The 18,711-nt window shown below is 61.7% G+C and carries 14 protein-coding genes and 1 tRNA gene; 4 read left to right on the top strand and 11 right to left on the bottom strand.

The window, feature by feature from the left end:
* Positions 1-9: 9 nt before the first annotated feature.
* From deoA to IB248_RS07855, 9 genes are all read right to left on the bottom strand, one after another.
* On the bottom strand, positions 10-1,335 hold the full coding sequence (gene deoA, locus IB248_RS07895) for a thymidine phosphorylase (protein WP_192240665.1): 1,326 nt from the start codon (positions 1,333-1,335) through the stop codon (positions 10-12).
* 1 nt (position 1,336) lies between these two features.
* A complete protein-coding gene (deoC, locus tag IB248_RS07890) occupies positions 1,337-2,113 on the bottom strand; it encodes a deoxyribose-phosphate aldolase (protein ID WP_112666307.1) in 777 nt (258 codons plus the stop codon).
* A complete protein-coding gene (locus IB248_RS07885) occupies positions 2,113-2,913 on the bottom strand; it encodes a purine-nucleoside phosphorylase (RefSeq protein WP_192240664.1) in 801 nt (266 codons plus the stop codon). The genes deoC and IB248_RS07885 overlap by 1 nt, the downstream gene beginning before the upstream one ends.
* Entirely contained in the window at positions 2,910-3,299 is a 390-nt protein-coding gene (locus IB248_RS07880) for a cytidine deaminase (RefSeq protein ID WP_062375681.1), read from the bottom strand. The genes IB248_RS07885 and IB248_RS07880 overlap by 4 nt, the downstream gene beginning before the upstream one ends.
* Positions 3,300-3,303: 4 nt before the next feature.
* Complete coding sequence (locus IB248_RS07875) at positions 3,304-4,275, bottom strand: ABC transporter permease (protein ID WP_025659797.1); 972 nt, start codon at positions 4,273-4,275, stop codon at positions 3,304-3,306.
* Between the two features lie 12 nt (positions 4,276-4,287).
* Positions 4,288-5,391, bottom strand: a complete 1,104-nt coding sequence (locus IB248_RS07870; RefSeq protein WP_192240663.1) for an ABC transporter permease — start codon at positions 5,389-5,391, stop codon at positions 4,288-4,290.
* Positions 5,392-5,398: 7 nt separating this feature from the next.
* Positions 5,399-6,910: an ABC transporter ATP-binding protein gene (locus tag IB248_RS07865; protein WP_025659799.1), complete on the bottom strand. Its 1,512-nt coding sequence runs from the start codon at positions 6,908-6,910 to the stop codon at positions 5,399-5,401.
* 68 nt (positions 6,911-6,978) lie between these two features.
* Entirely contained in the window at positions 6,979-7,971 is a 993-nt protein-coding gene (locus tag IB248_RS07860; protein ID WP_018855300.1) for a BMP family ABC transporter substrate-binding protein, read from the bottom strand.
* A 262-nt stretch (positions 7,972-8,233) separates the two neighbouring features.
* Positions 8,234-8,551 (bottom strand): hypothetical protein, encoded by a 318-nt coding sequence (locus IB248_RS07855; RefSeq protein WP_018855299.1) that lies wholly within the window; start codon positions 8,549-8,551, stop codon positions 8,234-8,236.
* Between the two features lie 229 nt (positions 8,552-8,780).
* Here IB248_RS07855 and IB248_RS07850 point away from each other — a divergent pair.
* Positions 8,781-8,870 (top strand) — tRNA-Ser (locus IB248_RS07850).
* Positions 8,871-9,092: 222 nt separating this feature from the next.
* Here the strand turns inward: IB248_RS07850 and IB248_RS07845 are convergent.
* Both IB248_RS07845 and IB248_RS07840 read right to left on the bottom strand, forming a co-directional pair.
* Positions 9,093-12,293 carry a multidrug efflux RND transporter permease subunit gene (locus IB248_RS07845; RefSeq protein WP_192240662.1) on the bottom strand — a complete coding sequence of 1,067 codons (3,201 nt, stop codon included), beginning with the start codon at positions 12,291-12,293 and terminating at the stop codon, positions 9,093-9,095.
* Positions 12,290-13,528 (bottom strand): efflux RND transporter periplasmic adaptor subunit, encoded by a 1,239-nt coding sequence (locus tag IB248_RS07840; protein ID WP_051085557.1) that lies wholly within the window; start codon positions 13,526-13,528, stop codon positions 12,290-12,292. The genes IB248_RS07845 and IB248_RS07840 overlap by 4 nt, the downstream gene beginning before the upstream one ends.
* 546 nt (positions 13,529-14,074) lie before the next feature.
* Here IB248_RS07840 and IB248_RS07835 point away from each other — a divergent pair.
* The 3 genes from IB248_RS07835 (at position 14,075) to IB248_RS07825 (ending at position 18,579) form a co-directional block, all read left to right on the top strand.
* Complete coding sequence (locus IB248_RS07835; RefSeq protein ID WP_192240661.1) at positions 14,075-15,016, top strand: helix-turn-helix domain-containing protein; 942 nt, start codon at positions 14,075-14,077, stop codon at positions 15,014-15,016.
* Positions 15,017-15,128: 112 nt separating this feature from the next.
* The gene (locus IB248_RS07830; RefSeq protein WP_018855295.1) at positions 15,129-16,538 is read left to right on the top strand and encodes an aldehyde dehydrogenase family protein; all 1,410 of its coding nucleotides are present in this window, start codon (positions 15,129-15,131) and stop codon (positions 16,536-16,538) included.
* A 40-nt stretch (positions 16,539-16,578) separates the two neighbouring features.
* Positions 16,579-18,579: a tyramine oxidase gene (locus IB248_RS07825; protein ID WP_192240660.1), complete on the top strand. Its 2,001-nt coding sequence runs from the start codon at positions 16,579-16,581 to the stop codon at positions 18,577-18,579.
* The last annotated feature ends 132 nt before the right edge of the window (positions 18,580-18,711 follow it).

Raw genomic sequence — 18,711 nt, 5'->3', positions numbered from 1 at the left:
ACGCGATCCTTAGCTTGCTGAAAGAGCCACGAGGCGCTCGTAAATGACGGCGGGGGTGGCAGGCTGGTGTTCGTCGATCCGGTAATGTTTGGCGAGGGCGGCAACCGCCGCATCTGCTGAATCCGCGCTTGAGGCATGCACAAGCGCGATGGGGTCGCCTTTCTCTACACGCGTGCCAAGCGGCAGAATGTCGGATATCCCGACGCGATGATCGATCCTGTCGGCGGGATGACGCCGTCCGCCGCCGAGGTCGACGACGGTCATGCCGATCTCCCGTACGTCGCAGCCGGAAAGCCAACCGGACCGAGGTGCGGGGACAGGTTTCGTCAGCGGCGCCTCGACGAGGTACTTGTCCGGCGCCTCCAACAGATCCGAGGGGCCGCCGAGGCGGCTGACCATGCGGGCAAAGCTTTCGGCGGCCTTGCCCGTAGAAAGCGCGTCCACGGCTTTTGCCTCACCGTCCTCAAGTGACGACACCACACCTGACTTCGCCAGCATCTCGGCTGCGAAGGCCAGCACGGCAGCCTCCAAGCGGGTGTTCTTCTTTTTGCCCGCTAGAAAATCCAGACAGTTTCGGATCTCGACGGCGTTTCCGGCAGCATCCGCCAGCGGCTGGTTCATGTCGGTAATCAGGGCCGATGTCCTGACGCCTGCACTGTTGGCGACATCGACAAGGGCGCGGGCCAGCATCTCGGCATCGTCAGGCTCGGCCATGAACGCGCCCGTGCCGACCTTGACGTCGAGCACCAGCGTCTGCAGTCCGGCCGCAAGCTTCTTCGAAAGGATCGAGGCGGTGATGAGGGGAATCGAGTCAACGGTCGCCGTCACATCCCGGACAGCGTAAAGCTTGCCGTCGGCTGGAGCGAGGGAGCCGGTTTGGCCGATGATGGCGCAGCCGACATCCTTCACGACCTTGCGGAAAACTGTTGCGTCAGGGGTGATGGTATAGCCAGGAATGGCTTCGAGCTTATCTAGCGTCCCGCCGGTATGGCCGAGACCACGCCCTGAGATCATCGGAACGGCGAGGCCGCACGCTGCCGCGATCGGTGCGAGCATCAGGGAAACATTGTCCCCGACGCCGCCTGTCGAGTGCTTGTCGGCAATAGGTCTGTCTATGTCTGCCCAGTTCAGTGTGTCGCCCGAGCGGGCCATTGCCAGCGTCAGCGCCACGACCTCGTCGCGCGACATACCCTTGAACCAGACCGCCATGGCGAAGGCGCCGATCTGCCCCTCGGAGAGCTGACCGGCCACAAGTGCGGCAATGAACGATTGGATATCCTCTTCGGAAAGCGTTCCGCCATTTCGCTTCTGGCGGATGATCTCCTGGGGGATCATCTCAATAGCTCGATGCAGCGGCGGGCGCGGATTGCGTGCCGCTGAGCACGGCAAGAATGTCGTCGAGCAATCCGGACGCGCCGAAGCGGAACGTGGATGGCATTGGCCAGTCCGGCGCCATGATCGTTTCTGCAAGGCTCAGGTAAAGCGCTGCGTCTGCCACCGAACCGATGCCACCCGCCGGCTTGAAGCCGACCTTGCGGCCGCTCTGGCGAATGACCCGCAGCATGATGTCGGCAGCTTCCAGGGTCGCATTGACGGCGACCTTGCCGGTGGAGGTCTTGATGAAGTCGGCACCCGCCTCGATGGCGAGTTCGGAGGCACGACGGATCAGCGCCGCATCCTTTATCTCGCCGGTCTCGAGAATGACCTTTAGCAGGATCGGGTCCTTGCACTCGGCTCGGACCGCCGCAACCATGTCGGTGACAGCCTTGCCGCTACCGGTCATGAATTTGCGATAGGGGATGACGAGGTCGATTTCGTCGGCGCCGTCGGCGATCGCCTCGCGTGTTTCGGCGGCAACGTCGGCCACTTCCATATCGCCCGACGGGAAATTGACCACAGTCGCAATCCGCACCGGATGACCCGTGCCGAGAACTGCGCGAGCGCGGGCAACGAAGCGCGGCCAGATGCAGATCGCTGCCGTGTTGCCATAGGGGGTTTGGGCGCGCGCACACAGCGCGTCGATCTGCGCCTCGGTGCAGTCATCCTTGAGGTTGGTAAGATCGAGGAGGGAGAGGGCGACGGCGGCCGTTTCCTTGCTGGAATGGTTGGTCATTATTCGCGTTCTCCTGCAATCATTTCCTTCAGTATGGCGGCGAGGCGCGCACCGCCGATCGGAGCCATATCCTTGGTCTCCTCATGGCTCAGTTCGCCGCCGGTCATGCCGGCTCCATAGTTGGTGATTACGGACGCCGCCGCAACCCTTAAGCCAAGCATTCGCGCGATAATCACTTCCGGCACGGTCGACATGCCGACGGCATCGGCGCCGAGGATACGGGCCATGCGGATTTCGGCGGGTGTTTCGAAGCTTGGGCCTGAGAACCACATGTAGACGCCTTGCGACAAGGCGATACCGAGCTTCTCCGCAGCATTGCGCATCCTGTCGGCGAGAGCTGCATCATAAGCACTCGTCATGCCGACAAAACGACGATCGCTTTCCTCGCCGATCAGCGGATTTATGCCGGAATAGTTAATGTGATCGCTAATCTGCATCACCGAGCCAGGAGGCATGTCGTCTCGGAGCGACCCTGCGGAATTGGTCAGGACTAGAGTCTCGACCCCTAGACCTTTGAGCACCTCGATCGGCAGCCGCATCGCGCTGGCATCGCCCTTCTCGTAGAAATGGACGCGACCGGACAGCATGATGACGGGCACACCGCCAAGCAAACCCGCGACGACTTCTCCGGCGTGGCCCGAAACCGCGCTAACAGGAAAGCCCGGCAAGTCGTGATAAGGGATGCGATGCGCATCAGTCATCTCGCCGACCAGCGAGCCGAGACCGGAACCAAGCACGATGCCGTAGCGCGGCGAAAGGCCGCCGAGCCTTCCGGCAAGCACGTCGAGAACGGCACTCATCCGAGTTCGGTCTCGAAGCTGAACGGCAGCAACTCTTCCATGGTCATCGTCTTCTTCACGCCGACCTCATCGCAGAGGTAGATCTTCGTGTCCTTGGAGGCGAACTCCGAGATCTTCTGCCGGCAGCCGCCGCAGGGCGGGCAGAGTGGCAGCTTTTCGGCGATCACGGCCATTTCGACGATCTTCTTGGCGCCGGCCATGATCATGGCGCTGATGGCGGTCGGCTCCGCACACCAGCCTTGCGGGAAAGACAGGTTCTCGATATTGGCGCCGGTGTAGACCTTGCCGTCCTCGGCGCGGATCGCGGCGCCGACGGGGAACTTCGAGTAGGGGGCATGAGCGAAAGCCATGGCACCGCGAGCGGCCTCGAAAAGATCGTGGGACATGTTCTCAGCGTTCCTTCGTATAGGGGACACCACCCGCTTTCGGCGGGATTGCCACGCCGATGAAGCCGGCGAGCAGGATGCAGGTCAGGATATAGGGCAATGCCTGGAAGATCTGTACGGGCACTTCGCCGATCAGCGGAACCTGCTTGCCCTGCATGAAGTTTGCCAGCGCATCGAGGAAGCCGAAGAGCAGGCAGGCGAACATGACGGGCACCGGTCTCCACTTCGCAAAGACCAGTGCCGCAAGTGCAATGTAGCCCTTGCCGGCCGACATATCCTTGATGAAGGCAGCCGACTGCGCGATCGACAGATAGGTCCCCGAGAAGCCGCAGAGGATGCCGGCGCACATGACCGCGCGATAGCGCAGCCAACCCACCGAAATGCCGGCCGTATCGACCGCGCCCGGATTTTCGCCGACGGCGCGCAGCCGCAGGCCGAAGCGGGTGCGATAGAGGATCCACCAAGAAAGCGGAACTGCGAGAAAGGCGAGGTAGGTCAGGATATTGTTGCCTGAGATCACGTTCGCGTAGAGCGGGCCAATGATCGGAACTTCACGGACGGCATCGGCGCCCGGCAGCACGATCGGCGCAAAGCGGGCTTCTTGAGTTAGCTGCGGCGTACGGCCGCCCTGGCCGAACCAGGCGCCCCCAAGGACGATTGTGATACCGGCGACGAAGAAGTTGATCGCAACGCCCGAGATGATCTGGTTGCCGCGATTGGTGATCGAGGCGAAACCGTGGACGAGGCTGAGCGCCACGGAGCAAATGATGCCAGCACCAAGGCCGAGCCATGCCGAGTCCGTCAGGTAGGCGACGCAGGCTGCCGCAAAGGCAGAGCCGAGCATTTTACCCTCGAGGCCGATATCGAAGATGCCGGCGCGTTCGGAGAACAGACCAGCCAGCGCCGTGAAGATCAGCGGGATCGACAGACGGATCGTGGAGCTCAGAACGCTGATGAATATGTCATAATAATCCATCGTCCGTTCCCCTCACGCGGCCTTGAACTGTTGATAGACGCGAACCATCGCGGGGCGGAACATGTATTCGAGCGCACCGGCGAAGAGGATAACAAGACCCTGAATGACCAGGATCATTTCGCGCGTGATGTTGGGCATCTCGAAGGAGATCCAATCGCCACCCTGATAGAGGATGCCAAAGAGGATCGCCGAGAAGATGATCCCGACCGGATGATTTCTCCCCATCAGCGACACGGCGATGCCTACGAAACCGGCGCCGCCCACGAACTCGACCTGCAGGCGGGCCGAGGATCCCATGACCGGGTTCAACGCCATCATGCCGGCAAGCGCCCCCGACAGCAGCATCGCGGTCATGACGATGCGGGCGTACGGGATGCCGGCATAGGCCGCCGCGCTGTGGCTGACGCCAAGGGTGCGCATTTCGAAGCCGAGCTTGGTGCGCCAGATCAGCAGCCAGACGAAATAGGAGGCAACGAGGGCAATGAGGAACGAGACGTTGAACGGCGCTGCGCCGAGCTTGGCACCGAACATGTTCATCAGCCAGCCGAGTTTCGGCAACTGGCCGCCTTCCAGGAAGGTGCGGGTTTCCGGCGCCATCTTGCCGGGGACGATCAGAACGTGCACCAGCAGATACACCATCAGCGCCGCGCCGATATAGTTGAACATGATGGTGGTGATGACGATGTGGCTGCCGCGCTTTGCCTGCAGGAAGGCGGGGATGAAGGCCCAGGCGGCGCCAAACAGGCCGGCACCCACCACGGCCACCGGCATGGTGACATACCAGGGGACATAGTGGTCGAGCGCCAGCGCAACCAACGCGCAGCCGAGACCGCCAAGATACGCCTGCCCTTCCGAACCGATGTTGAACAGGCCAGCATGAATGGCGACCGCAACGGAGAGGCCGGTGAAGATGAAGCTCGTCGCATAATAGAGCGTAAAACCAATGCCTTCGCCGCTGCCGAGTGCGCCCTCGATCAGCAGCGACAGGGCCGCAAGCGGGCTTTCGCCGATCAGCCAGACGACGAAGCCGGAGATCAGGAAGGCGACAAGCAGATTCAACAGCGGAATGAGGCCGTAGTTGATCCAATTTGGAAGTGGAACTGAAGCAGTGCTCATCAAGGCCTCACGCGGCAATGCCGGCCATCATCAGGCCGAGGGTCTGTTCACCGGCATCGGGCGTCTTCTCGCCGACGACATGGCCGGCAAACATGACAAGGATACGGTCTGAAAGGGCGCGGATTTCGTCGAGCTCGACGGAGACGAGCAGGATCGCCTTGCCCGCATCGCGCATCTCGATGATCCGGCGGTGGATGAATTCGATGGCGCCGATATCGACGCCGCGCGTCGGCTGGCCGATGATCAGCGCCGTCGGATCGCGCTCGATTTCGCGGGCGACGACAATCTTCTGCTGGTTGCCACCGGAGAAGTTCGCGGTCTTCAGCCGCGGGTTCGGCGGGCGGATGTCGTATTTTTCGATCTTCTCCATGGCGTCCCTGCGGATCGCGTCGAGATCGAGCAGCGGGCCCTTGCTGTAGCCGGGATTGCGGTGGTAGCCGAGAACGGAATTCTCGTACTCCTCGAACTTCAGCACCAGCCCCATGTGATGCCGGTCCTCGGGGATGTGGGCTAGGCCGAGCTCGCGCAACCGCGCCGGATCGGCTTTGTCGATCGGCTGACCGTCGAGGAAGATCTCGCCGGAATGCGGCTTGCGGATTCCTGCTATCGCCTCCAGCAATTCGGACTGCCCATTGCCGGCGACGCCGGCAATGCCGACGATCTCGCCGGCACGGACGTCGAAGGATACGTTGTCGACCATGATGACGCCGCGGTTGTCCTTGACCGTGAGATTGCGAACCGACAGGATCACCTTACCCGGATTGGCTTCACCCTTCTGCACGCGCAGCAGGACGCGGCGACCGACCATCAGTTCGGCAAGCTCCTCGACCGTGGTTTCGGAGGTCTTGCGGGTCGCCACCATCTCGCCGCGGCGCATGACCGACACCGTGTCGGTGATCGCCATAATCTCGCGCAGCTTGTGGGTGATCAGAATGACGGTCTTGCCCTGGTCGCGAAGGACGCGAAGGATCTTGAAAAGATGGTCCGCTTCAGCAGGTGTCAGCACGCCCGTCGGCTCGTCGAGGATCAGGATTTCGGCGCCGCGGTACATGGCCTTGAGGATCTCGACGCGTTGCTGTAGCCCGACCGGAAGCTCTTCGATCAGCGCATCCGGGTTCACTTCGAGGCCGTAGTCCTTCTCCAGGCGGCGCAGCTCGGCGCGCGCGGAAGAAACGCCCCTGGCGAGCAGCGCGCCGCCTTCGGCGCCAAGCATGACGTTCTCAAGCACGGTAAAATTATCGACCAGCATGAAGTGCTGGTGCACCATCCCGATCCCGGCTGCGATTGCAGCCTGGCTGTCCTTGATGGTGACGGGATTGCCGTTGACGCGGATCTCGCCGCTATCGGCATGGTAGAAACCATAGATGATCGACATCAAGGTCGATTTGCCGGCACCGTTTTCCCCGATGATGCCGTGAATCGTACCCTTGGCGACGGTAAGATTGATGTCCTTGTTGGCGTGAACGGCACCGAATTTCTTGTCGATGCCCACAAGTTCGATAGCGGGCGTGTCTGTCACAGCAGGCTCCAAATACGAAAAGGGCGTATGACGGAGCGACTCCGCCATACGCCCGTCTCAGTCACGGATCACTTCGGGCAAGCATTGTCCGTCGTGTAGTCGTGAACCTTGATGGTTCCCGCAATGATGCCTTCCTTGGCCTTGTCGAGCGCGGCCTGCATGTCAGGCGTGATCAGCGCCTTGTTGTTGTCGTCCATGGCGGCGGCAACGCCGTCTTCCTTGACGCCGAGCGCCAGGACGCCGGCCGTGAACTTGTCGCCCTTGACGTCGCTGAAGCCGTTGTAGACGGCAAGGTCGACGCGCTTGACCATCGAGGTCAGGACGGAGCCCGGATGCAGGTGGTTCTGGTTGCTGTCGACGCCAATCGAGAGCTTCTTGTTGTCAGCGGCCGTCTGCAACACGCCGAGGCCCGTCGCACCTGCTGCCGCGTAGATGACATCAGCGCCCTGATCGATCTGGTTCTTGGTAAGTTCGCCACCACGGACCGGGTCGTTCCAGGCAGCGCCCGTCGTGCCGGTCATGTTCTGGAACACCTCGATATCGGATTTGACGGAGCGTGCGCCCTGCTCGTAGCCGCATTCGAACTTGCGGATCAGCGGGATGTCCATGCCGCCGACGAAGCCGACCTTGCCGGACTTCGATGCGAGGCCTGCGAGAGTGCCAACGAGGAAGGAGCCTTCTTCTTCCTTGTAAACGACCGAACGAACGTTTGGCTTGTCGACGACGGCGTCAACGATGACGAACTTCGTGTCGGGGAATTCAGCTGCGACCTTCTCGATGGCCGAGGTCCAGGCGAAGGAGACGGCAATAACCGGGTTGAAGCCACGGCTTGCGAAGTTGCGGATTGCCTGCTCGCCCTGCGTGTCACCGGTCGGCTCGAAGTCGCGATAGGCGATACCGGTTTCTTTCTTGAACTTCTCAGCGCCATTAAAGGCTGCTTCGTTAAAAGACTTATCGAACTTCCCACCGGTGCCGTAAACGAGCGCCGGCTTGACGTCCGCGGCCAGCGCCGTCGTGGACATGGCAGCCACGGCCAGGAGAGTCAGAAGGGATTTTTTCATGAGTTGCAGCCCTATTGTTTCTATTTGTTTGGGTCCTCCCGCAAGCCTGTTTCAGGCATGTCTGCGGAACCACCGACCTCCCCCCGGAGGCCTGGCTGGGCGCATCCTTGCATGGCTCAAAAAAAAATTCACGAGAAATTTTTCGACTGGTAAAAATTTGCCGCAATTGCCAAAAATCAGCTCAGGCGGGCTGTTTTTTGCACAAAATCATCGTTGGGTTGCGATTTTTCTAGCCAACCCCGGAACTGGTCGACGCTATTTGTTATGCTGCAAATCGGCCAGCCGCAGGCGATCTCTTGTAGCCTGCCATCCACAACAGCAGCGACAACACCAGGAACACGGCGAATGCTGGCTGAAGCATCAGCCATTGGAAGGCAAGCGTGTAAAAGCGCGGGTGGATATAATAGGCGATGCTCGATTGCAGGCTTTCCAGCGAGGAGGGGCTGAGGTCCTGCCATGCGTCGCCCATGGGGGTAATGACCACGGAAGAGGCGGCAACGGACTGGATGGAATCGACCGTTCCGGCGATGACGGCAACGGCCAGCGCGACAAGACTCGTCAAACGCAAAAGGAAACGCATCGAACTCTCCGGCGATCAAACATGGCAGGCATTTTCCCGGCCAGCCGTGCCATTCGTCAACCTCTACAAAAGATAGTGATGGAGGGGTGGAGCTGCAATGGAGGGCGTGAGCGCACTTTTACCGGAAGAAGTCAAAAAACTGTTAGATTTGGGTTGATCGACAGAAATTCATCGGTATATATCGCGGCCGTTCCGACGATTTGCATCTTCGCCGATGCAGACCGCCAAAGGACAGGTGGCCGAGTGGTTGAAGGCGCACGCCTGGAACGCGTGTGTACGTGAAAGCGTACCGAGGGTTCGAATCCCTCTCTGTCCGCCAAATATCTTCTGAAGATACTTGTTTTTACTAGAATAGTTTCTTTGGCGTCCGTCAGGTCCGCCGTTCAGCCCGCGGCCGGTCCACGGCTGAGTTTGTCGCTACCTGCGTCGACAGAGCTGCCGCTTCGCTAATGCGGACAGAGCGCCTCGCTCCGTTGGAGCAAACGCGTCGCCCCCCGTTAACGTAGAATTCCAGCAGGGCAGAGGGCCACCCAGCGTTCTTCTAATCGCCGTCGGAGCCCGCCGAGGCAACCCTTGCCTCGGTTTCCGAGGAGGCGGTTGACGCCGGCGCTGGAGCTTTGCGACGCTTGAGGTATTCCTCGAAGCGCTGAAGAACGACATAGAAGGAAGGCACGAAGAGGACTGCAAGGCAGGTCGAGGCAAGCATGCCGCTGAACACGGAGATGCCGATCGACCGGCGCGCGTTGGCGCCCGCGCCTGTAGCAAGGACCAGCGGAAGCACCCCGAGGATGAAGGCGAAGGATGTCATCAAGATCGGGCGGAAGCGCAGGCGCGCCGCCTCCACGGCTGCTTCCAGGATTTCCATCCCCTGCATGCGTTGCTCGCGGGCATACTCAACGATCAGGATCGCGTTCTTGGAGGCGAGCGCAATCAGCAGGATAACGCCGATCTGGGTATAGAGGTTATTGGCAACGCCGATCGCCATGAGTGCGCCGACCGTACCAAGTAGCGCCAGAGGCACCGCCAGCAGCACAGCGAGGGGCAGGATCCAGCTTTCATATTGGCCGGCGAGCACGAAATAGACGAGCAGTATGGCGAGTGCGAAGACGAAGTAGATCTGCGAACCGACGGCTTTTTCCTGGTAGGACATTGCCGTCCAGTCGAAGCCAGCGGTCGGGGGCAGTGTATTGCTGGCGATCTGCTCCATCACGTCGAGCGCCTGGCCGGAGCTAAACCCCGTCGCCGCCCCGCCAACGATCGTGGCGCTGGGATAGAGGTTGTAGAGACTGATCAGGGACGGGCCCTGCATGGGAGTGACGTCGACCACGGTTCCTAGCGGCACCATGGTGCCGTTGCCTGCTTTGACCATCAGCCTGCGGATGTCCTCAGGGCTGACGCGCGCGTCGGGCGAGGCCTGCACATAGACCTGGAAGGTGCGGCCGAATTTGCTGAACTGCGTCACATAGCTGGAGCCCACATAGCCGGAAAGCGCGGAGAAGACCTGGCCGACTTCAATGCCAAGGGTCTCGGCCTTGATCCGATCGACGGTGACCGCCAATTGCGGCACGCCGGCGCGGAAGCTGGTGCTCAGCCGTTGTAGAGCGGACTGGCTGTTGCCGTTGCTGACGATACTGTTGGCCAGAGATTCGAGGAGGGGGTAATCGAAGTCGCCATTGCGGATCTCCACCTGCATGGTGAAGCCGCTGGCATTGCCGATGCCCTGGATGGGGGGCGGCACGAGCACAAGTGTATTGGCGTTGAGCACCTCCTTCAGCGCGCCGTTCAGATGCTCGTAGATCGACAGTAGGTCCTGCCCCTTCTCCTTCTCGCGCGCGCCCCAATCCTTCAGTACGACATAGGCAACGCCTGCGTTCGGCAGGCTGGCATTGTTATCGAGCACCGAAATGCCGCTGATGGTCAGTACGTTTTCGACCCCCGGTGTCGCCGCGGCGATCGTGCCGACCTGTTGCATGACTTGATCGGTCCGCTCCTTGGAGGCTCCGTCGGGCAACTGAGCGCCGATGAGCACATAGCCCTGATCCTCGACCGGCAGGAAGGCGGTCGGCAGGCGGGCCAGACCCCAGCCAGCCACCGCGATTAGCGCGAGCGCTATCACGACCATCAGGCCGCTGCGGTGCACCATCCGGCCGATCAGGCCGGCGTAACGGCGCTCGATCGGATCGTAGGCGCGGTTGAAGGCCCGGTAGAGGAAGTTGCGCTGTTCCGGCGGGACGGGTGGCCGCAGCCAAAGGGCACACTGCGTCGGCTTCAACGTCATGGCGTTGATGGCGCTGATCAGGGCGGTGGCGGCAATTACAAGGGCGAATTGCCGATAGAGCTGCCCGGTTAGACCCGGCAGGAACGCTGCGGGAATGAAGACCGACATCAGCACCAGCGTGATGCCGATCACCGGCCCTAACAACTCATCCATCGCTTTCTCGGCGGCTTCGCGACCCGGCAGGCCCCTCTCGACGTGGCGAGCGACGCCTTCGACGATAACGATGGCGTCGTCGACGACGATGCCGATGGCAAGGACGATGGCAAAGAGGGTCGACAGATTGACGGTGAAGCCGAGGGCGGCCATGGCCGCGAAGGCGCCGATGATCGTCACCGGCACCGTGGTTGCCGGCACAAGCGTCGCTCGCCAGTCCTGCAGGAAAACGAGAATGACGATCAGCACCAGAACACCCGCCTCAATAAGCGTCTTGTAGACTTCGTCGATCGAGGCAGTGACGAACTTTGTGGTGTCGAAGGGCATCTGGTATTGCAATCCCGGCGGAAAGCTCTTGGAGAGCTCGGCCATCTTGACGCCCACCTCCTGAGCGACGGTAAGAGCATTGGCTTCCGGCAGCTGGAATATGCCGATGCCGGTCGCGGGATGACCGTTCTGCATGAAGGTCTGGCTGTAGGTCTGGGCACCCAGCTCGACCCGACCGATGTCCCGGATGCGCGTAATGCGGCCACCGTTCTCGGCATCGACCTTGACGATGATGTTTTCGAAGTCGGGCGCCTCGCTGAGGCGGCCATTGACGTTCAGCGTGTATTGGAAATTCTGGCCGGTCGGCACCGGCGGTATGCCGATCTGGCCGGCCGCCACCTCCTGGCTCTGTTGCTGCACGACGGAGATCACGTCGTTCGGCGTCAGGCCCCGTGCCTGCAGAAGATTGGGATCCATCCAGATGCGCATCGCGTACTGGCCCGCGCCGAAAACCGTGACGCTGCCGACGCCCGGTAGACGCGAGAGCTCGCTTTGCAGGTTGATGACCGCATAGTTGGAGAGGAAGAGACTGTCGAAGCGGTTGTCCGGCGAGGTCAGAGTGACGAAGCCGAGGATGGACGTCGATTTCTTCTGCGTGGTTACACCCTGCAGCTGCACGGCCTGCGGCAGCGACGACATGGCGATTGCCACGCGGTTTTGGACGAGCACCTGCGCCTGGTCTGGATCGGTGCCGATGGCAAAGGTGACGTTCAACGAGTAGGTGCCGTCGCTGGCGCTCGTCGATTGCATGTAGATCATGTCTTGAACGCCGTTCACCTGCTGCTCGATCGGCAATGCGACGGTATCGACGAGCGTCTTGGCGCTGGCGCCGGGATAGCGCGTCGTCACCGATACGGTCGGCGGAACGACGTTCGGATATTGCGCGACGGGCAGCTGGATCAACGCCACGGCGCCGATCAGCACCATGACCAGAGCGAGAACGTTGGCCAGTACCGGCCGCTCGATGAAAAAGCGCGAGATCATGGCTTGGCTGCTTCCGCAGCAGAGGGTGCAGGCGTATCGGTCCGGGGCACGACTGTTGCATGGGGAGCAGAGGTTGCGTCCTCGCCGGGATCCAGTTTGACCTTCTCCGGCGCGACTTTCGCGCCTGGAATTGCCCGCTGAATACCTTCGGCGACCACCCAGTCACCGGGATCGAGACCCTCCTCGATCACCCGTAATCTTCCCTGCCGCTGGCCGGTCTTGACTTGGCGTTGCTCGATGACGTCATCCTTGCCGAGAACCAGCACGTAGCTGCCCTGCTGGTTGGAACCGATCGATTCGTCGCGGACGTATATGCCGCCGTCGCGATGGCCGACCGGGACCCGCACGCGGGCGAAAAAGCCAGGCAGCAGGGCGCGGTCCTTGTTGTCGAGCAAGCCGCGGACCTGCAGCGTACCCGTCGAGGCATCGACCTGTGGCGCCGCATAATCAAGGCGACCCTTGTGCGGATAGCCGTCTTCGCCCTGCAGGCCGATCTCGACAGGAACATTCGGAAGGTCGACTTCGCGGAATGTCTTGCCCTGCCGTGCCAAATCCTGCTTGATCGCCAGGACCTGCGGTTCGCTGACGTTGAAATAGACATAAATCGGATCTAGCTGGACGATCGTGGCAAGCTTGGTCGGTCCGGCAACGCCGACAAGCGCGCCGACATCCACGAGATGAGCGCTCACCACGCCGTCGAAAGGCGCCAGAACACGGGTATAGCCGAGATTGATCTCCGCCAGTTGCAGGCTCGCCTGGGCGTTGAGGATGTTCGCGTTCGCTTCATCATAGGCGGCCGTCGCGGTGTCCACATTGGTCTGGGTGGTGGCCTGCTGCTTTATGAGCGCCAGCTGTCGTTGGTACTCCTGCTGACGCCCGACCTGGGAGGCTTTCGCGGAAGTCAGCGATGCCTGCGCCTGATCGCGCTGCGCCGTATAGGTATTGCTCTGGATCGAGAAGAGCTGATCACCCTGTTTGACCGACGCGCCATCACGGTAGTCGATCGTGTCGAGGAACCCTTGGACGCGTGCCTCGATGTCGACGCTGTTAAAGGCAGCGGTATTGCCGGTCAGCTCGAAATAGGTGGTTACCGGCTGCACCAGCGGCTGGGCCACATGGACCACCGGCGGTGGTGGCGGAACGTATTCGTTCTTGCTGCCGTCACACGCGGATAGTGCTGCAGTTGCAGCAAGCGTGATCGATAATTGTAGGCTTCGATACAATTTACCACGCATTTTGCCGCCTCAACCGCTTCAACGCCTCAGCTGTAATGCACGTGCGCCTCGCCTATGAACGACCAGTATCTCCCCCGGCGAAGTAGACACTAATATTCCTGTAGATCGCTGAAGTTGCAATAGCTTAAACACGGCGGCTGCTAAGGCGTGCCCAGGAGTGCTGCCAGCCGGTTGCACTGCCGTCTCGCCTGGCCACCGTGTCCACCCAAAAGAGGCCATCCAGTCCCGACACGATCGAAGGGGGTGAAAGCGGGAGAGTCGCGGCCGTACCCAAGGGTGAGCATCAATCACATTCGAAAGCCGGCTCCAGTAGAAAGTACTTGCATCAACCGACCGGTCAGTCAATTATGGGCCGTACGCGGGAGGAAATCCGCATCGAGACTATGTTCTACCGTCACCGGGCGCCGCTGGAAGTGGCATTGCCGGCCGCTTGGGCGTGGCTTCTGGCGGAGATGGCCGGCAGGGGGTGGAGGTATATCCAGCGCCCGCGACGGGTAACGTGATACGATCCCATGCAAGCCATCTGCAAAGGCCAGGGAGGGCATGATGCAGTCACTGATAACACCAGTCCATAAACCGGTTCCGGTGGAAATTCTGCAGGCGGAGCTGCGCAAGGTTTGCGGTGCCTTCGATCTCGAGCCGATGGGCCGCGACGGTACCATGGCCGGTGATGTTGCGAGCCGCCGTATCGGCTACTTCGAGACGGCCGTGGTCGGGCTCGACGCGCGCCATGTCAGCCGCAGCACCCGCTCGATCCGGCAGGACCCAGGCGAGCATCTCTTCCTTCTGATCCAGGACGAGGGCCACTGCCGCGTCGAGCAGAGCGAAAAGACGGCCACACTTTTGCCCGGCGATATGTTCCTTGTCGATTCCGTACTGCCGTCCTCCTTTGTCTATGACGGCGTACGCTCCAGTCAGGTGTCGCTGCACATGCCGCGCCACGAAATGCTGCACCGCTTTGGCAAGGAATGCACCGGTGGCGTCGCGATCAGCCGCGACGACCCGCTGCGGCTCGCCATGCGCGCGGTGCTGACGAAAATGCTCGCCGAGCCGGGCGCGACGACGCAGCTCGGCGAAGCCTTCTTCTGCCTGATGGGCGCGTATCTCCAGGGTATCCGGACCCAGGAGAAGGCGCGGCCGGCCGAAACGCTGCTGTCGCGGGCGCTCGCCCTGATCGATCGCCACTGCGCCGATCCTGGTTTCGGCCCGAGCGAACTTGCCCGCCGCCTCAATGTCTCCGAACGCATGCTGCAGCGGCATTTCCAGACGCTCGGCGAGACGCCCGGCCACCGGCTGCTCGGTCGCCGGCTGGAGCTTGCGCGTGCGCGCCTTGGCGCGCCGCAGCAAGGCCAGGGCGGGCAGGGAATCGCGGGCATCGCCTTCGATGCCGGCTTTAACGACCTTTCCTACTTCTACCGCGAGTTCCGCAAAAAATACGGCATCACGCCGGGCGCAGTTGTCCGCAGCCCTGTCGAGCGCTGCCATTGACGGATTTGTCCAATGCGCTGGACGGCCCCGTCCAAGTGGGGCTCGAGCACTTCGTATAGGCTATCCCGCCAATAGTCCTGCATGAGGTGGGGCTTGAAGGGAGGAGGCGATCATGACGCTGCACAGCGCGACGATCAACGGTAAGCCGGTCAACGGCCAAAAGACTTTCAGCGTATTGAACCCGGCGACGGGCGAGGAAGTGGGTCGCGCGCCGAACATGGGTGCGGCCGAGCTTGACGCCGCCGTCGCCGCCGCCAAGGCCGCGTTTCCGGCCTGGTCGGCCAAGAGCGACGAAGAATTGCAGGCCGCCTGTGCCGCCGTCACCGCCCGCATCGAAGCGCATGCCGGAGAACTCGCGGAACTTCTGACCCGCGAACAGGGCAAGCCGCTGAACGGCCTGGGCTCGCGCTGGGAACTCGGCGGCACGGTTGCTTGGGCCGGCTACACGACCGGGCTTTCGCTGCCCGTCAAGGTGCTTCAGGACAACGAGCAGGGCCGCGTGGAGCTGCACCGCAAGCCCCTCGGTGTCGTGGGGTCCATCACGCCATGGAACTTCCCTGTCATGATCGCGATCTGGCATATCATGCCGGCGCTGCGCACCGGCAACACGGTGGTTGTCAAGCCGTCGCCGCTGACCCCACTTTCGACGCTGCGCCTCGTCGAGATCATGAACGAAGTGCTGCCGGCCGGCGTGCTCAACGTCGTTACCGGCGACGATACGGGCGAATTCAACCTCGGCGGCGCCATGGCAGCCCATTCGGACATCCGCAAAATCGTCTTCACCGGCTCCTGCGCCACCGGCCAGAAGGTCATGCGCTCGGCTGCCGAAACGATGAAGCGCCTGACGCTGGAACTTGGCGGCAACGACGCCGGCATCGTGCTGCCGGACGCCGATCCGGCGGCAATCGCCGAAGGTCTGTTCTGGGGCGCCTTCATCAACAACGGCCAGACCTGCGCCGCCATGAAGCGCCTCTATGTGCATGAGTCCATCCACGACGCCGTCTGCGAGGCGCTGGTCGCCTATGCGAAGAATATCCCGGTCGGTAACGGCCTTGAAGAAACGAGCGTTCTCGGGCCGATCCAGAACCGCATGCAGTTCGACAAGGTGAGCCGCCTCGTCGCCGACGCCAAGGGCCGCGGCAAGGTGCTGCTCGGCGGTGAAGCGGGCGAGGGCCTGTTCTTCCCGCCGACCATCGTCTCGGGCCTTTCGAACGGCGATGCGCTGGTCGACGAGGAGCAGTTCGGCCCGGCGCTGCCGGTGATCAAGTATTCGGACATCGAGGATGCGATCCGTATGGCCAATGACAGCCCGAACGGCCTCGGCGGCTCGGTCTGGTCCTCCGACCTCACCGCCGCCAAGAAGGTCGCGGCTCGCATGGAATGTGGTTCGGTCTGGATCAACAAGCATGGCGCAATCCAGCCGAACGCGCCCTTCGGCGGCGTCAAGGCCTCCGGCTTCGGCGTCGAGTTCGCCGTAGAGGGGCTAGAGGAATATACGGACATCCAGGTGGTGTTCGCTTGAGCATGCAAGTCCTGAGACAACAAGGGAGGAGATTATGACAATGAAGCGATATCTGGCTTCGGCCAGCCTCGTGCTGGCGCTTGGCGCGCCCGCTGCCTTCGCCCATCCGCTGGATGGCCTGACGGCGGAGGAATACCAGAAGATCAACAAGATCCTGCGCGACGAGAAGGTGGTGGACGACAATACGCTCTACCCGCTGATCGAGCTTAAGGAGCCGGCCAAGGCCGACGTGCTTTCCTGGAAGGACGGCGACAAGCCGCTCGACCGTGAGGCGAAGGTACAGCTGACGAGCCCGCAGGGCTTCAAGGAAGCCGTCGTCAACATCACCACCGGCAAGGTCGAAAGCACGACGCCGATCAAGGGCCAGCCGATGGTCCTCTTCACCGAATTCATGGACGCGCTGGCCGGCGCGCTGCAGAATCCGGACATGGTGGCGGGCCTGAAGAAGCGCGGCCTGACGCCGGAGCAGGCCTTCTGCCTGCCCCTGACGGCCGGCAACTTCTTCACCGAGGAATACAAGAATTCCCGCCTGATGAAGGTGCCCTGCTATCGTGTGCCGGATGGCTCCAACTACTACGCAAAGCCGATTGAAGGTCTCTTCGCCGTCTACGACATCGGCAAGAAGAAAGCGCTGAAGGTCATAGACAACGGTGCCATCGAAGGCCCGAAGGACAATTGGGGCTATACCGAGAAGGAAGTGGAGGCTCGCGAGCCGCTGCGCCCGAAGATGAACATGGCCACGCTTTCCCAGGAAGGCGGCCCGAACTACAAGATCACAGGCAGCCATCTCGAATGGGACCTGTGGCGCTTCAACTTCCGCGTCGACAAGCGTCCGGGCCTGGTGCTTTCCAACCTCGACGTCAAGGACGGCGACAAGTGGCGTTCGGTCATCTACCAGTCGCACCTGTCGGAAGTCTTCGTGCCCTACATGGACCCGACCGAAGGCTGGTACTGGCGCACCTACATGGATAGCGGGGAATACGGTTTCGGCCTGTTCCTGAGCCCGCTGCGCGCCGGCGTCGACTGCCCGAGCTACGCTACCTTCCTGCCGGCGACGATTGCCGACGACAAGGGCAATCCACTGACGATTCCGGATGCGATCTGCGTCTTCGAGCGCTCGATCGGTGATCCGGCCTGGCGTCACTTCGAGGTCTTCGCCCAGACGCCCGAAAAGCCGCTTCCGGCTGAAGGCCGCCCGGCCACCGAGCTGGTCGTGCGTACGGCTTCTGAAGTGGGCAACTACGACTACCTGATGGACTATCGCCTGCAGCAGGACGGCCAGATCCGCATCATGATCGGCGCAACCGGCCTTGATGCGGTGAAGGGTGTCGCATCGACCTCGATGAACGATCCGACCGCCGCTGCGGACACCGCCCACGGCACGCTGATCGCGCCCAACCTTGTGGCCGCCAACCACGACCACTACTTCAACTTCCGCATCGACTTCGACGTCGACCAGCCGGCCAACCACTTCGGCACCATGGACATCGTTCCCTCCAAGGTCGACCCGAAGAACCCGCGCCGGTCGATGTGGGAAGTGCAACACACCATGCCGAAGACGGAGATGGAAGCTCGCTATCAGCTCTCGGCGATGAAGCCGCGCTATTTCATGATCTCCGATCCGTCCCGCGAAGGCTATCTCGGCCAGGAACCGGGCTGGATGGTCCATCACGGCGACGTGGCCTACGGTCCCTTCGATTTCGCCAAGGACCCGCCGATGAAGCGCAATGCCTACATCGAGTACTCGGTTTGGAATACGGTCTACAATGCGGACCAGCAGTATGCAGGCGGCAAGTTTGCCATGCAGAGCGACGGCTCCGACACACTGCCGGAATGGGTGAAGGCGAATAAGCCTCTGATGGGCAAGGATGTCGTGACCTGGTTCACTGCAGGCTTCCACCACATCCCGCGCATGGAAGACTGGCCGGTCATGTCAACCGAGTGGAAGACCATCCACATCGAGCCGCACAACTTCTTCGCCCACAACCCGGCGCTGACGATCCGCAACGTTCCGCCTGCGATCCAGAACGCCCAACAGTAAGCGAACATACGATGACGAAGGGGCGCCCACTGGGCGCCCCTTTTCCTCTGCCTTGCCCATTCACCGAGTACGATCCTTGTGATGGATCGAACCGCAGTCTTGAGCTTGCCAATCGGCGCGACACTGCGATGT

It is taken from the genome of Rhizobium sp. RHZ01, from assembly GCF_014851595.1.
Taxonomy (GTDB): Bacteria; Pseudomonadota; Alphaproteobacteria; order Rhizobiales; family Rhizobiaceae; genus Rhizobium; species Rhizobium altiplani.
Note: the sequence above shows the minus strand (reverse complement) of the source record. Positions and strands in the feature narration are given on the sequence as shown.